10 protein-coding genes and 1 pseudogene are annotated in these 13,873 nt (G+C 71.6%); 6 read left to right on the forward strand and 5 right to left on the reverse strand.

The annotated features are described in order from the left end of the window. Positions 1-12: 12 nt before the first annotated feature. Positions 13-720, reverse strand: coding sequence for a hemerythrin domain-containing protein (locus ABC795_RS16125; RefSeq protein WP_347058186.1), 708 nt, complete (start codon positions 718-720; stop codon positions 13-15). 123 nt (positions 721-843) lie between these two features. On the opposite strand from ABC795_RS16125, the gene ABC795_RS16130 reads away from it, so the two are divergent. The 3 genes from ABC795_RS16130 to phaZ all read left to right on the forward strand — a co-directional run bounded on the left by ABC795_RS16130 (position 844) and on the right by phaZ (position 4,814). After that, positions 844-2,025 carry an acyl-CoA dehydrogenase family protein gene (locus tag ABC795_RS16130; protein WP_347058187.1) on the forward strand — a complete coding sequence of 394 codons (1,182 nt, stop codon included), beginning with the start codon at positions 844-846 and terminating at the stop codon, positions 2,023-2,025. Between the two features lie 217 nt (positions 2,026-2,242). Next, entirely contained in the window at positions 2,243-4,006 is a 1,764-nt protein-coding gene (locus tag ABC795_RS16135; protein ID WP_347058188.1) for an alpha/beta fold hydrolase, read from the forward strand. Beyond that, the gene (gene phaZ / locus ABC795_RS16140) at positions 3,990-4,814 is read left to right on the forward strand and encodes a poly(3-hydroxyalkanoate) depolymerase (RefSeq protein WP_347058189.1); all 825 of its coding nucleotides are present in this window, start codon (positions 3,990-3,992) and stop codon (positions 4,812-4,814) included. Before ABC795_RS16135 ends, phaZ begins: the two co-directional genes overlap by 17 nt. A 10-nt stretch (positions 4,815-4,824) precedes the next feature. On the opposite strand, the gene betT is transcribed toward phaZ, so the two are convergent. Further along, on the reverse strand, positions 4,825-6,801 hold the full coding sequence (gene betT, locus ABC795_RS16145) for a choline BCCT transporter BetT (RefSeq protein ID WP_347058191.1): 1,977 nt from the start codon (positions 6,799-6,801) through the stop codon (positions 4,825-4,827). Positions 6,802-7,046: 245 nt separating this feature from the next. Between betT and ABC795_RS16150 the strand changes: the two genes are divergently transcribed. Beyond that, a complete protein-coding gene (locus ABC795_RS16150; RefSeq protein ID WP_347058192.1) occupies positions 7,047-7,187 on the forward strand; it encodes a hypothetical protein in 141 nt (46 codons plus the stop codon). Between the two features lie 65 nt (positions 7,188-7,252). Here ABC795_RS16150 and ABC795_RS16155 read toward each other — a convergent pair whose 3' ends face one another. After that, positions 7,253-8,110 (reverse strand): hypothetical protein, encoded by an 858-nt coding sequence (locus ABC795_RS16155; RefSeq protein WP_347058193.1) that lies wholly within the window; start codon positions 8,108-8,110, stop codon positions 7,253-7,255. Beyond that, positions 8,100-8,324, reverse strand: coding sequence for a hypothetical protein (locus ABC795_RS16160; RefSeq protein WP_347058194.1), 225 nt, complete (start codon positions 8,322-8,324; stop codon positions 8,100-8,102). The genes ABC795_RS16155 and ABC795_RS16160 overlap by 11 nt, the downstream gene beginning before the upstream one ends. Before the next feature lie 254 nt (positions 8,325-8,578). Here ABC795_RS16160 and ABC795_RS16165 point away from each other — a divergent pair, with 254 nt between their 5' ends. Beyond that, the gene (locus ABC795_RS16165; RefSeq protein ID WP_347058195.1) at positions 8,579-9,295 is read left to right on the forward strand and encodes a metalloregulator ArsR/SmtB family transcription factor; all 717 of its coding nucleotides are present in this window, start codon (positions 8,579-8,581) and stop codon (positions 9,293-9,295) included. A gap of 716 nt (positions 9,296-10,011) precedes the next feature. Here ABC795_RS16165 and ABC795_RS16170 read toward each other — a convergent pair. Further along, positions 10,012-10,682 (reverse strand): annotated as a pseudogene (locus tag ABC795_RS16170) (transposase); the annotation flags it as partial. A 431-nt stretch (positions 10,683-11,113) separates the two neighbouring features. Between ABC795_RS16170 and ABC795_RS16175 the strand changes: the two are divergent. Then, the gene (locus ABC795_RS16175; protein ID WP_347058196.1) at positions 11,114-13,060 is read left to right on the forward strand and encodes a bifunctional diguanylate cyclase/phosphodiesterase; all 1,947 of its coding nucleotides are present in this window, start codon (positions 11,114-11,116) and stop codon (positions 13,058-13,060) included. Positions 13,061-13,873 lie beyond the last annotated feature (813 nt).

A 13,873-nucleotide genomic window follows, 5' to 3' on the forward strand; every position in this document is an offset into this window, starting at 1 on the left:
GGGGTGCCGCGCTCAGCGGCTGGTCGGCGACCGGTCCCCGCGGCGGGACAGGGGCACCCGCTCCACCACGCCGGCGACGGCGGCCAGCCCCTTGCTCACCGCGCGCCCGGCCGGCACGAACCGGTCCGGCGCCCGGCGCACCCCCGCGTCGACGGCGTCGCGCGTGCGGTCGATCAGCGACAGCGGCAGCCCCGACAGCGCGTTGCCTGGCGGGCGGCGGGAGACGGTGGGGTGTGGCCTGGTGGGGGAGATCCGCGCCATGAGCGCCCAGCGGCGGCCCAGCGCCCGCAGCTCCTCGGGGGTGAGCTGCTCCTGCAGGCGGGGGAAGAGCACGTCCTCCTCGTCCCGGACGTCCTCGCGCAGCACCTCCACGAGGCGAGCGAGCCGGGCGGGACGCTCCGGGTGGTCCAGGCCGTCCCGCTCGAGCGCGCTGACCAGCTCGTTGACCTCCTGGTGCTCCTGCTCGATCCGCAGGGTGAGGGCGTCGCCGTCGGGCAGGACCCGGCGGATGACCGGCCACAGCACCGTCTCCTCGGCGAAGGCATGGCTGAACACCAGCCGGTCGATGCGCTGGAGCACCTCCTCCTGGTCGGCGCCGGTGGCACCGTCGAGCTCGTGCAGCATCCGGTCGAGCTGCATGTGGTCGCGGCGCTGGCGGACGAGCACGCTGCCTCGGCCGCCCAGCTCCTCGACGGTCTGGTCGGCGATGGATCGGGGCACAGGGACACCTCCGGGTCTCGAGTTCGCTCCGTGTCTGCCCGGGCGCCCGTTCCCGCATGCCTGGTTGCGCCCGGGGCGTCCGGGTAGGTGCGGACCACCGTCCGCAGCGCCTGGAGGCAGCACATGAGCGACCGGTCGACGATCACGTCGGACTTCTACGACCTCGAGGCCCTCCTCGACGAGGACGACCGGGCGCTGCTGCACCGCGTGCGAAGGTTCATGGACGAGCAGGTCGAGCCGATCATCAACGAGTACTGGACGCGGGCCGAGTTCCCGCGCCAGCTCATCCCGGCCATGGCCGAGCTGGGCATCGCCGGCACCTCGATCCAGGGGTACGGCTGCCGGGGTCGCTCGCCGTTGTTCGACGGGATGATCTCCATGGAGCTGTCCAAGGGCGACCCCTCGATCTCCACGTTCATGGGAGTCCACGGCGGCCTGGCCATGGGGTCGATCTACCTCTGCGGCTCCGAGGAGCAGAAGGAGCGCTGGCTGCCCGCCATGGCCCGCATGGAGCTGATCGGCGCGTTCGGGCTGACCGAGCCCGACCACGGCTCCGACGTCGCCCGCGGCCTGCAGACGACGTGCCGGCGGGACGGCGACTCCTGGGTGCTCGACGGCGAGAAGAAGTGGATCGGCAACGCCAGCTTCGCCGACCTGATCATCATCTGGGCCCGGGACGTCGACACCGAGCGGGTGCTGGGCTTCGTCGTCGAGCAGGGGACGCCGGGCTTCACCACGGTGAACCTCGAGGACAAGATCGCGCTCCGCGTGGTGCAGAACGCGCACATCACCCTCGACGGCGTGCGGGTGCCCGAGGAGAACCGGCTGCAGGAGGCGCACAGCTTCCGGGAGACGGCGAACGTGCTGCGGATGACCCGGGCCGGGGTCGCCTGGTCCGCCGTGGGCTGCTCCCGCGGCGCGTACGAGCACGCCCTGCGCTACGCCATGGAGCGGAAGCAGTTCGGGCAGCCCATCGTGGAGTTCCAGTTGGTCCAGGACCTGCTGGTGCGGATGCTCGGCAACATCACGTCCTCGGCGGCGATGTGCGCCCGGCTCTCCCACCTGCAGGAGGTCGGGACGATGACCGACGAGCAGGCCTCGCTGGCCAAGGCGTTCTGCACCATGCGGATGCGCGAGACCGTCGGCTGGGCCCGCGAGCTGATGGGCGGGAACGGGATCCTGCTGGAGAACCACGTGGGCCGGTACGTGGCCGACGCCGAGGCCATCTACTCCTACGAGGGCACCCGTGAGGTCAACACCCTGATCGTCGGGCGGGGCGTCACCGGCGCCAGCGCCATCGTCTGACGACGGCGCTACTGGCGGCCCCACCACGCGTGGGCCGCCTCGGCCGTGGTGCGCCCCGCGGCCCGTCGAAGACCAGGTCACGGCCGGCGACGCCCCGTCCACGTCCTGGGACCGCCCTGCCGGGCACGCCGCGCTGTGGTTCAGTGGGACAGGTCACAACCGCGCCTCGGGGGACCGCATCGTCGTCTCCGCGGGGCAGCGTCGAAGGAGACCATCGATGGCCCAGCCCGCGACCGAACCGGCACGATCCGCGTCGACCCCACCGCCCGGGCGCCCCGATGCTGCCCCTGCTGCGGGCACGCCCGAGGAGGCGGCCGAGGCGGCGATGGGGCTGGACATGCTTCTGGTCGACGCCGCCCGTGGGCCGCTGCGGCGGATGGTGCCGCCGGCCGGCACCGCGCTGCGGTTCGGGTCGGCGCTGGTCCGGAGACCCGACGTGCTGGCCCGACGCGGCGGAGAACTGGTCCGCGAGCTGGGCAAGGTCGTGGTCGGCCGCTCCGAGCTGGAGCCGGGGAAGAAGGACAAGCGCTTCGCCGACCCGGCGTGGCGCGGCAATCCGCTGCTCAAGCGGAGCATGCAGGCGCACCTGGCGACGGCGCGGCTGGCCTGGGAGCTGATCGAGGACGCCGATCTCGACTGGCAGGACGACGAGCGCATCCGGTTCACCGCGACCAACCTGGTCGACGCGCTGGCCCCCAGCAACGTCCCCGGGCTCAACCCGGTGTCGCTCAAGGCGGTCATCGACACCGGCGGGGCCAGCGCCATCAAGGGCCTGCGGCGATTGATCCGCGACCTCGCCAGCCCGCCCCGGGTACCGACCATGGTCGAGCCCGACGCCTTCACCGTCGGCGAGGACCTGGCGTCCACTCCCGGCGCGGTCGTCTTCCGGACCGAGGTGTTCGAGCTCATCCAGTACCGGCCGACGACGGAGACCGTCCGGAGCCTGCCGCTGCTGATGGTCCCCCCGACGATCAACAAGTACTACGTCGCCGACATGGCACCGGGACGCAGCATCGTCGAGCACTACGTGTCCGCAGGCCAGCAGGTCTTCATGATGTCCTGGCGCAACCCCGACCAGCGGCACGCCGACTGGGACCTGGACACCTACGGGCAGGCCGTCCTCGACGCGATGGACGCCATGGAGCAGGTGACCGGGAGCGAGCAGGTCGCCGTCCAGTCGATCTGCTCCGGCGGCATCATCACCGCCATGGTCCTGGCCCATCTCGCCGCGACCGGCCGGCAGGACCGCGTGGCCGCCGCCAGCTACGCAGTCACGGTGCTCGACTGGTCACGTGCCGGCACCATCTCGGCGCTCATGGACGAGGATGCCGTGCGGGCCGCCACGGAGAAGTCACGCAAGAAGGGCTACCTGGACGGCGCCCAGCTGGCCGAGGTGTTCGCCTGGCTGCGACCCAACGACCTGGTGTGGAACTACTGGGTCAACAACTACCTGCAGGGCAAGCCGCCGCCGAACTTCGACATCCTGTACTGGAACGCGGACACCACCAGGATGGCCGCGGCGCTGCACCGGGACTTCATCGACGTCGCGGTCGGCAACACGCTGACCGAGCCGGGGAAGGCGACGATGCTCGGCACGCCGGTCGACCTGTCGAAGGTGACGGTCGACTCCTACATCACCGCAGGGATCGCCGACCACATCTGCCCCTGGCAGTCCTGCTACCGGAGCACCCAGCTGCTCGGTGGCCAGAGCCGGTTCGTCCTGTCCACCAACGGCCACATCGCCTCGCTGGTGAACCCGCCCGGGAACCCGAAGTCCACCTTCCAGGTGGCGAAGTCCACGCCGCCGGACCCCGATCGGTGGCTGGCGCAGGCCGAGACGGTCAAGGGCTCCTGGTGGCCGGACTTCATGAGCTGGCTGGGCGAGCGCTCCGGCGAGGACGTCCCGGCGCCCCGCGAGCTGGGCGGGAACGGCCTGGAGGTGCTGGCCGAGGCCCCGGGGACCTATGTCTTCGACAAGTGAACCCGGCGTCGTCCGCACCCTGACCGTCGGCGGGCGGACGCTGCGGGTCGCCGTCCGGCCCGGTACCGACGACGAGGTGCCGCCGCTGCTGCTGATGAACGGCATCGGCGCGAGCCTGGAGGTGCTGCAGCCGCTCGTCGACGCGCTCGATCCCCGGCGCACCGTCATCCGGTTCGACGTGCCCGGGGTGGGCGGGTCACCGCGGCCCGTCCTTCCGTACGTGCTCCCGACGCTGACGCCGGTGGTGGCCGGGCTGCTCGACCGGCTCGGACACACCGGGCAGGTCGACGTCCTGGGGCTGTCGTGGGGCGGCGCCCTGGCCCAGCACTTCGCCCTCCAGCACCGGCGGCGCTGCCGGCGGCTGGTGCTCGTCGCGACGGGCACCGGGACCCTGATGGTGCCCGCACACCCGCGGGTGCTGGCACGGATGCTCACCCCGCGGCGGCACCGCGACCCGGAGTACGCGCGCGAGGTCGCCGGCCTGATCTACGGCGGCACCATGCGCACCGACCCCGGGCGCGCCGCGGCCGCCCTGCACACGCACACCCGGGTGGGGCCCCGGCGCGGCTACTACTACCAGCTGGCGGCCAGCGCCGGCTGGAGCAGCCTGCCGTTCCTGCGGCTCATCCGGCAGCCCACCCTGATCGTCGCCGGCGACGACGACCCGATCATCCCGATGGTCAACGCGCGGGTCATGGCGCGCCTGCTCCCGAACGCCCAGCTGCACGTCTACCGCGGGGGGCACATCTCGCTGGTCACCGAGGCCGACGAGCTGGCCCCGGTGATCGAGCGGTTCCTCGACGGCTGACCGGCGTGGTTCAGCCGGCGTGGGTCCGGCTCGCCAGGTGCTCCGCGTACTTCTGCAGGACGTCGTCGATCAGCTGGGCGTGGGTGTAGTTCATGACGTCGTAGCCGGCGACGTGCGCGCCGTCCCCGGGCTCCAGCCGCACGTCGAGCCGGGAGTCCGCCGCATCGGCCGGGCGCCGGGCCTGCTGGCCGGTCTGGATCAGGTAGCGGAACGGGGCGCCGCCGTCCACCTCTGCCGTCAGCTCCACGGAGCGGTTCCCGGAGTCGTCCACGACCCAGCGCGTCTCCGACGCCAGGTCGCGCGCCCGCAACTCGGCCGCCACCTCGTCCAGCGCCGGCCGGGCGGTCTCGGAGAGGTACTGCGCGGCCCGCTCCCGGCCGCTGGGGACCGGCCGGCGCCGGCGCAGGCGGTCCCGGCGCCGGGCGGCGGGGCGGCGGGAGGGGCCGACCCCGTGCCGGAGGGTGGCCCGGTCCGCCTCGTTCCGCAGCGCCCGGTAGAGCCCGACCATGACCAGCAGCATCACGAATCCGAACGGCAGCCCCATGATGATCGTCGCGTTCTGGAGCGCCGGGACACCGCCGACCACGAGCATCGCCGCGGTGAGGACCCCGGTGGCGACCGCCCAGACGATGCGAACCCCGGCGGCCGCGTCGTCCTGCGGGCGCTTCAGCCGTGAGGACAGGTTCGCCATCACCAGGGCGCCGGAGTCGGCGGAGGTCACGTAGAACAGCAGCCCGACGAACGTCGCGATCGAGGCGATGAACGGAAAGGCCGGGTACTCCGCCAGCAGCGTGTAGAAGCCCCGCTCCGGGGTGTTCATCGCCGTCTGCCCGAACGCACCGTTCCCCTGCCGGATGAGGTCGATCGCGCTGTTCCCGAAGATCGACACCCACATGAGGATGTAGCTGAACGGGAGCAGCAAGGTGCCGGCGACGAACTGGCGGATCGTCCGTCCGCGCGAGATGCGGGCGAGGAAGAGGCCGACGAACGAAGCCCAGGCGATCCACCACGCCCAGAAGAACAGCGTCCACCCGTTCAGCCACTCGTCCGGCCGGTCGTAGGCGAAGGTGTCCATCGTCCGGCCGGGGAAGCTGCTCACGAAGTCGCCGACGTTGAGCACCAGCCCGTTGAGCAGGAACGCGGTGTTGCCGGTGACGAGGACGAAGGCGGCCAGCCCGAGGGCGAGGACCACGTTCAGCTGGGACAGCCGCTTGATCCCGCGGTCCACCCCGCTCACCGCGGAGACCGTCGCCACCGCCACGGCGAGCGCGATCAGCCCGATCTGCGCGGCCCGGCCCTCGGGGATGCCGAAGAGCACGGACAGCCCGTAGTTCAGCTGGACGACGCCGATGCCCAGCGACGTGGCGACGCCGAAGATCGTGCCCAGCACTGCGGCGATGTCCACGGCGTCGCCCATGCCTCCGTGCACCCGCCGGCCGAAGATCGGGTAGAGCACGGAGCGGATGGCCAGCGGCATGTTCATCCGGTAGGCGAAGTAGGCCAGCGCCATCCCCATCAGCGCGTACATGCCCCAGCCGTTGACGCCGTAGTGGAACAGCGTCCAGACCGTGGCCTCGCGGGCCGCGTCGACCGTCTCGCCCGCACCGACCGGCGGTGCCAGGTACTGGGTCACCGGCTCGGCGACGGCGAAGAACATCAGATCGGTACCGATCCCGGCGGCGAAGAGCATCGACGCCCAGGCGAAGGTGCTGAACTGCGGAGCGGAGTGCTCGGGGCCGAGTTTCACCCGCCCGTACCGGGAGAAGGCGATGGCCAGCACGAAGACAAGCACGGCCGTCGCGAAGGCGATGTAGAACCAGCCGAACCACTCGGACGTCCAGCCCACCAGCGAGCCGATCGTCCCGGCGGCCGAGGTCGGGCTGGCCATCGCCCACAGCGCGACGGCGAGGACGCCGGCGACCGATCCGTAGAAGACCCGGTGCTTCAGTCCGTTGCCCTGCTCACTTCGTCCGCTGTCCTGGTCCACCGGGCGGATGGTGGCACACCCGGCCGCCTCCGGCAGCGTGACCTCGTCGGTGCGGTTCAGCGCGTGCGGCCACCGGGGCGTGCGGCGAGGATCCGCCGGCCCCGGCTCCATCGGTCGGGTTCGAGCCCGTACTCCCCGGAGGGTGAGGACCGCAGGCCCGACCTCCCGGGGAACGCACAGCTGCGCCGGACCGGAATGTCAGACCCCGCCGCGATCCTGGGGGCACACCGCTGCAGAGGAGTTCCGTGAGCACCGTCCCCGCCAGAACCGATCGCTCGACCTCGGTCGGCCTGCCGACCGCCGGCCCCCGGCTGCCGGCGCGGCTGCGCCGCCGCCCGGTCCTCGTGGTGCCACTGGCGCTGGACGACGCCGCGCGCCACCCGTGACCCCGCGGTGCCGGGGGGTCCCGCCGGCACCGCACCCGGCCTGGGACGGGGGCACGTCGTCCGCCTCAGCGGGCCGGGCTGCTCACGAGGTGGCAGCCGGTGTCGCCGAACTCCTCGACGGAGAAGCCCATCTGCTGCAGGACGGTCCCGACGGCGGCGGTCATCGTCCGCTGCACGGCCGCGTCCATCGCCACGCCGCGCACCTGTCGCAGGCTCATCCGGTCGTGTTGGCGCCAGGTCACGAGCACGCCCGTGCCCGCGGGGTGCGGCGTGACGCAGACCCCGCCGGCGGCCCCGCCGGCCGGATCGCCCCCCTCGCAGTCGTGCAGCGGCAGGCCGGCTTCGAGCAGCGCCGCGGTGACGTCCACCGCGACGGTCGTCAGCGCGTCCTCGTCGTCGGTCATGAACGGGGTCCAGTCCTCGGGCAGGCGGTCCAGCTGGCGGCCGAGCTCGGCCAGCCATTCCCGCTCCTGCGACGACTGCCGCCGGACCACGCCGCCGTCGGCGCGCCGGGCGCCGTGCACGACCTGCGCGGTGTCGGGCAGCTCCTCCGCGAAGAGCGCCCAGTCCGCGTCGAGCCGGTCGGCGAACGGCCCGGCCACCGCGACGCCCCCGGGCTCGTCGACCAGCCACCAGCCGGTGGCCGACGGGCCGTCGGCGAGGTGCCGGCCGGCCGGGTGGGTCGCCAGGCCGACCGCGGTCCGCTCAGCCGCCGGCTGCTCGGGGCCCGCTCCCTCGACGGCGCGGACGGCGCCGGTGCGTGCGGGCGGCTGCGCGGCGGTGACCGCCCGCTGCGGCGTCTGCACGCCGTTGCGCTCGAACTCGTACCGGGCGGTCGAGCTGGCGCCCAGGGCGACGACGACGGCGATCAGCGCGCCGCACCCCACCAGCGGAGCCAGCACGGCCATCAGCTCACCAGGCACGCCACGCTCCCTGCGGGCCCTCGCCCCAGGCCGACGCCCGGCGCGACCACTCCTGGACCCGCGCGGCCCACCTCGGCCCCGGCGTGCCGGGGGTCGCGGGGACGGCGGCCGGCTCGTCCACCATCAGGTCGAGCAACAGGGCCAGGGCCTCGCCGTCGGGCACCTCGCGGGCGGAGGTGGACGGCTGGTGGAGCGGTACGGCGGTGACGTGCACAGGGACTCCTCGCTGTCGTGCTCCGCGACTGGGGAAGCGCCGCGGACGACCCGAAGGCTAGGTCCGGCGGCAGGGCCCGACGGCTGCTCCGGACACCTCCGGACGGCGCCCGTGTCCCATTCGTTGCACGGCGCACCCCGGGCGTGCGACGACCCTCCTCAGAAGGCGGCGACCTGTCGACAAGACGCCCGCTCCCGAGCGTGGAATGCCGCCGCGGGCGCCCGGTCGTCCCCTCGGGATCCCGACGCGCTCGCGTGTCGTGGCGTGCCACCCGGGGCCACAGCCTGTCCGACCCGGCGCGCCTGGCGATCGTCCGCCACCTGGCCCTGGGCGAGCACAAGGTCGTCGACCTGACCGCCCGCCTAGAGCTCGCCCAGACCACGGTGCCGGCGCACCTCGTCTGCTTGCGTGACTGCGGTCTGGCCATCTCCCGTCCCCAGGGGCGGGCGTCGATGTGGTCACTGGACCACTCCCCCGACCTGCTGGCGGCCGCAGAACGTGCTCTCCGCCACTGGCGACGCGGTCGCCCGCTGCCCGGCCTACGGCGAGCAGGCCAGGTACTGACCGCCGCGGGCTCCGCTCCTCAGCCCGGGGGAGCTCGTCAGGACCACGAGCCGCTACGTCGCCCGGGTCGTGGCGACGTAGCATTCGACCGCGCCCCCCGGTGCCGTTCCTGCACCGCTCCATGTGGACGAGCACGGTCAGGTGAGGCCCAGGCCCTTCGGCCGGCACCGCGTCCAGCGACCGGACGCGTGCCGTCGGCCGGAACGAGGGCTCGCCGATCACTCAGGCGGTGCCTGCGGCGTGCTGGGTGCTGTCGGGTCCGAGTGGGCAGTGAGGCACACCTTCCGCACGACCCCCTCGAGCCGGCTGGACGAGGACGGCGTCTCCGGACGGCAGGTGACCAACCAGATCGGTCACGCGAAGCCGAGCATGACCATGGACCTCCTACATGGGCCGCCGGGCGGTGACCGAGAGGGCGTCCGTCGTCCTCTGATCCGAGCCGTCGGTCACCTGCTAAGCAGCCTTTCCCGCCGCAACCGCTGGATACAGCGAGACGACTTCGCCTCGGTGCCCACACCGAGACGAGGCCTTGATCCCTCGCCATCCTCAGAAAGGGACGTACAAGGCACTGAGCCCCGGCGATCCGTAGTCGGCGGGGCTCACTGTCGGAAGTCAGGGCAGCACGGCCTACCCCGGCTCTCCTCCTCCGAGAAGAGCAACGAGGTCCTCGCAGGAGGTGAAGGCGGTCAGCGGGACCAGTGGGACGAACGGATTGCCGGCAGCCCGTAGCGCTTCACCGGCCCGCCCGGTGTGTGCATGTGCGTGGTGGGCGTTCAGCGGCAAGGCAGTCCCGAGCCCCTACCGAGAGGTGAAGTGAGGGGTTCACGAGAGATCAGCCCCGAACCCACACTCAGAACGGCCCCCGACGAGTGAAACGCCTGGTCAGGGGCCGTTTTGCGTGGGCCCCGTGGGGATCGAATCCACAACCCGCGGATTAAAAGTCCCAGCCCGGGCGTGCCAGGTTGTAACGAGTGATGCCGTCTCTGCTGGTCAGGGGCGCATTGAGTGCCGCTGACGGTCGGAGCCTCCCCAGCCCCGACGCGCAGTGCGCGACCACACTGCGACCACATGTTCCGGATGTAGCGCCGCGTGGAGAACAGCGGTGGAGGCTGGGCGACCAGCGTCTAGCGACCACCCAGCGGGCTCCTGCCTGCAGCGGAATCCCTTGATGCTGATCACCGCGTCGCATCGGCAGTTCATCGAGCAGCCCGCGAGTCTTGGCGCTGTCGTACCCGGCGTCGAGGTGGACGGTGATGTCCTCTGGAAGGCCGAGCCCCAGGCCTTCGTCGAACCGGCCCAGCCTCTGAAGGGTGGGGCGCAGCAGCGGAGAATCGGGCCGGTTCGCCGGGGGCGGCCACACACCCCAGCGGGATCCGGTCGCCTCGGTCAGCACGGAGCGTTCGTCCCCTTGCTTGCCGCGATCGGCCGGGGACTTCCCGGCGGCCTCGCGCCGCACGGTGCCTTGGTGATGCACCCGTCGACGGTCACGTGTTCCAGGTCGAGCCCGACGATGCGGTCGTAGGCCTGTAGGCACAACTGCTACAAGGCTTCGAAGACACCGGCGGCGATCCACTCATCGCGGCGGGTGCGGATCGTGGCCGCCGAGCAGGCCGAGTCGGCGATCTTGTTGTAGGCCGCTCCCAGCACCAGCACCCAAATCAGCTTGTCGAAGACGATCCGGTCCGGGATCCGGGGCCAGTGGTACCCCAACGGATGGGCTACCTCGCGCTCGGGTAGCAGCGCGGCGAACTGATGCCAGACGGGGCCGATGACAGAAGATGGCAGCGCAGGCACAGGCCCTCGGGTAAGAAGGCGAGCGTCGACAACTCGCAATCCTCGGAGGCCTGTGCCTGCACCACGCGACCGACGCGCCGCCTATCCGCATGACTTTGGGTAACGATTCAAGCACTCAGTGTTGGGCGCGCCGGATGCTCGGGACTAGCGACCCTTGCCGTCCCACCGGTCACGCGCGACACAGCAGTGACGCGCGATTATCCGAGCGGGTCGCCGATTCTGCGACCTGGCTATGGCCTGACTCCCTCAGCGCGACCACCACTCCTGTCCCCCACCGTCAAAGGGATCCGACCCCGGCTGTGGAGCGCGTTCCCGCATCGGATATCACCCCGTTGGGGGTATTTGGCCCCAGGCACAATCCAGCGGCAGCCCTCGGCGGTCGATAGGGGCGTGTGATCGTCACCACGAGGAGGCGCCTGCGGCCTCTAGCCATGTCACGGTCTCTGCTGATCGTGGTGGTCGGCGCGGCGCTCGCCGCCCTGGTGTGGCTGCTAGAGGCGCTCAACGCTCGAGGAACGGAGCGCGCAAATGCCGCGCAGGTGAGCGTGGCGGAGGTTATCGCCGCCGGCGTGCTGCAGCCGCAGCTGGACGCGGACGGGCTCACCGCCGGCCGATTGACGACCGAGGAGATTGAGGGCCTCCGCGCTGCCATGTCCGGGCTTCGCCGGGACGGTCAGGTGCTGGGCGTGAGCGTCTGGGGGCCCGACGGCACGCTGCTGCATCAGGATCCGGCCGCCACCTCGTCGGAGGCGCTCGTGTCGGCGGCCGCCCTGGCCCGGGCCACCGCCGGAGAGTCCTGGAGCGAGCACGCCCGCCTCGCGGACGGGCGCCCTGTGCTTCGCGTGTTCGTGCCGCTCGAGGTCGGGGCGGACACGGCTGCATCGACGGCGGTGTTGGCGGAGATCGTCACCTCGCACAAAGCACCCATGCAAGCAGAGGAAGACCGGCTCCGCCGCCAACAGATCACTACCGTGCTGCTATTTGTGCTGCTAGTCACCGGCTTGGTGTGGTGGCGGCAGCGGCTGCTGCGCCGTGAACGGCACGCTCGACATGATCCGCTGACCGGCCTGCTCAATCGTCGGGCGCTGCACGAAGAAGCCCCCTCGGTGCTCGCTGAGGCGATGCCGCTCGCACCAGTGGCCCTGCTGCTGATCGACCTGGCCAGGTTCAAGATGGTCAATGACACCCTCGGGCACGCCGCCGGCGACCTACTGCTGGCACAGGTCGCCGGCGCGCTGAAGCGCGCAGTACGCCGCGGTGACCTGGTCGTCCGGCTCGGCGGGGACGAGTTCGCCATCCTGCTCGCCGACCTGCGCGGCGTTGTGACCGCGCAGGCCCGCGCCGAGCAGCTCCTGCGCCACCTGCAGGAGACGGCCTTCACCGTGCAGGGCATCGATCTCAGCGTCGACGCCAGCATCGGCGTAGCCCTAGCGCCCGATCACGGCCGGCAGGTTCCCGAACTGCTGCAGCGCGCCGACGTCGCGATGTACCAAGCGAAACGGGCGCACAGCGGCGTCGTGCTCTACGAAGCCAGCACCGACCAACACACAGTCGGTGAGTTGGCGCTGGTCACCGAAGTGCGCCGCGCCCTGGACAGGGACGAGTTCGTCCTCCACTACCAGCCCAAGATCTCCCTGTGTGACCGGCGCGTGACTGGCGTCGAGGCGTTGGTGCGCTGGCAACATCCCACCCGCGGCCTGCTGTCTCCCGGCGAGTTCCTCCCGGTGATGGAGGCCAGCGGGCTGATGAAGCCGCTGACCCAGCGGGTCCTGCGCCAGGCCGTGCACCAGGCCGCCAGCTGGCGCCGGGCAGGCATGCCGCTGAAGGTGGCGGTAAACATCGGCCCGCGTGAGCTACTCCAGCCGGACCTGCCGGCCCGCGTGCTCGCCACGCTCCTCGGCGCGGAGCTACCGGCATCGCTGCTAGAACTGGAGATCACCGAGACGGCGGTCATGGCGAACCCGAAACGGGCGGCCTTCATCCTCACCCAGCTGCAGGCCCGCGGCATCCAGGTCAGCATCGACGACTTCGGCGCCGGCTACACCAGCCTGGCCTTCCTGCGGATGCTGCCGGTCACCACCCTAAAGATCGACCGGACCTTGGTCAGCCACATCCTCGACTGCCCCGAGGACGAGGCGGTCACTCAAGCCGTCATCAACCTGGCCCACCGCCTCGGTCTCGCCGTCGTCGCCGAAGGCCCCGAGAGCGATGCCGTCCTGGACCGGCTGGCGGCGCTGGGCTGCGATCAGGCACAGGGCTATGCCATCAGCGAGCCGCTGTCCCCGGCGGCACTCGAAGGATGGATCGCCACACGGCACCCCGGCAGCCGCCCGACCGGCCTGCGTGGCCTTGCCACGTCTTCCGGAACAGTGCCCTGATGAGGCGGCTGCCCATGGCCCTGTGGACTCCTGCCGCGCCCCGTTCCACCGGCCGAGCCTGCCGGCTCCGCCAATACTGCTCGGACAGGTGGCAGCGACACACTGCCATGTGGCTTCCTTGGATCCGGCCTGCTGCCCACGTCACCGTCCTGACCGCAGTGCTGACCACGCTGATCATGCTGGACGCACGGCAAGGCCCGCGAGGGCAGCACCAGGCACCCGATGAACCCCCCAGCCGACCGGGGTTTGCCACGTCCGCCGCCGAGCCCGAACTCCGACAGCTGATGCGGTGGGATGTGGCGCTCCCCTCGCCGCCCGAACCGGGGGTGGGAATATCCTGGCCGCAGATCGGATTCCGGCCCCTACCCGAGCTGACCGGCATGTGGGCCCCAGACCCGGCCGATGGGCAATCCCTGGCCGTGTCGGGCAGTTCTGCGAGTTCCCGTCGGGACATCGTCGCCCCGGTGCTGGTTGTCTCGGCCGGGATGTTTCTGGCGGCATTGTGGGGCACTCTTCGGCGGTGCCGACGTCGTGAGCGAATCGCTCCCGGCGACCAACCTCCAGCCGAGACGAATGCGGCCGAGGACGCGCACAGCGATGCGGAGACCGCAACTGACGACGATCAGGTCCCCGGCGCACCGGCCCCCACCGAGTGCACCGGATCCGAGCCCAACGGTTCCATCCCGAGCCCGCCGTCGGCCAGCAACGCCGAGGCTCCCGCGGCCGACATCCAGGCCGCGGTCCCCGCAACCGGGGAACTGCCAAGGGAAGAGCGGACCGGCGATCCCGAGGCTCGAGCCGGAGACGAGTCGG

It is taken from the genome of Blastococcus sp. HT6-30 (genome assembly GCF_039729015.1).
Classification (GTDB): domain Bacteria; phylum Actinomycetota; class Actinomycetes; order Mycobacteriales; family Geodermatophilaceae; genus Blastococcus.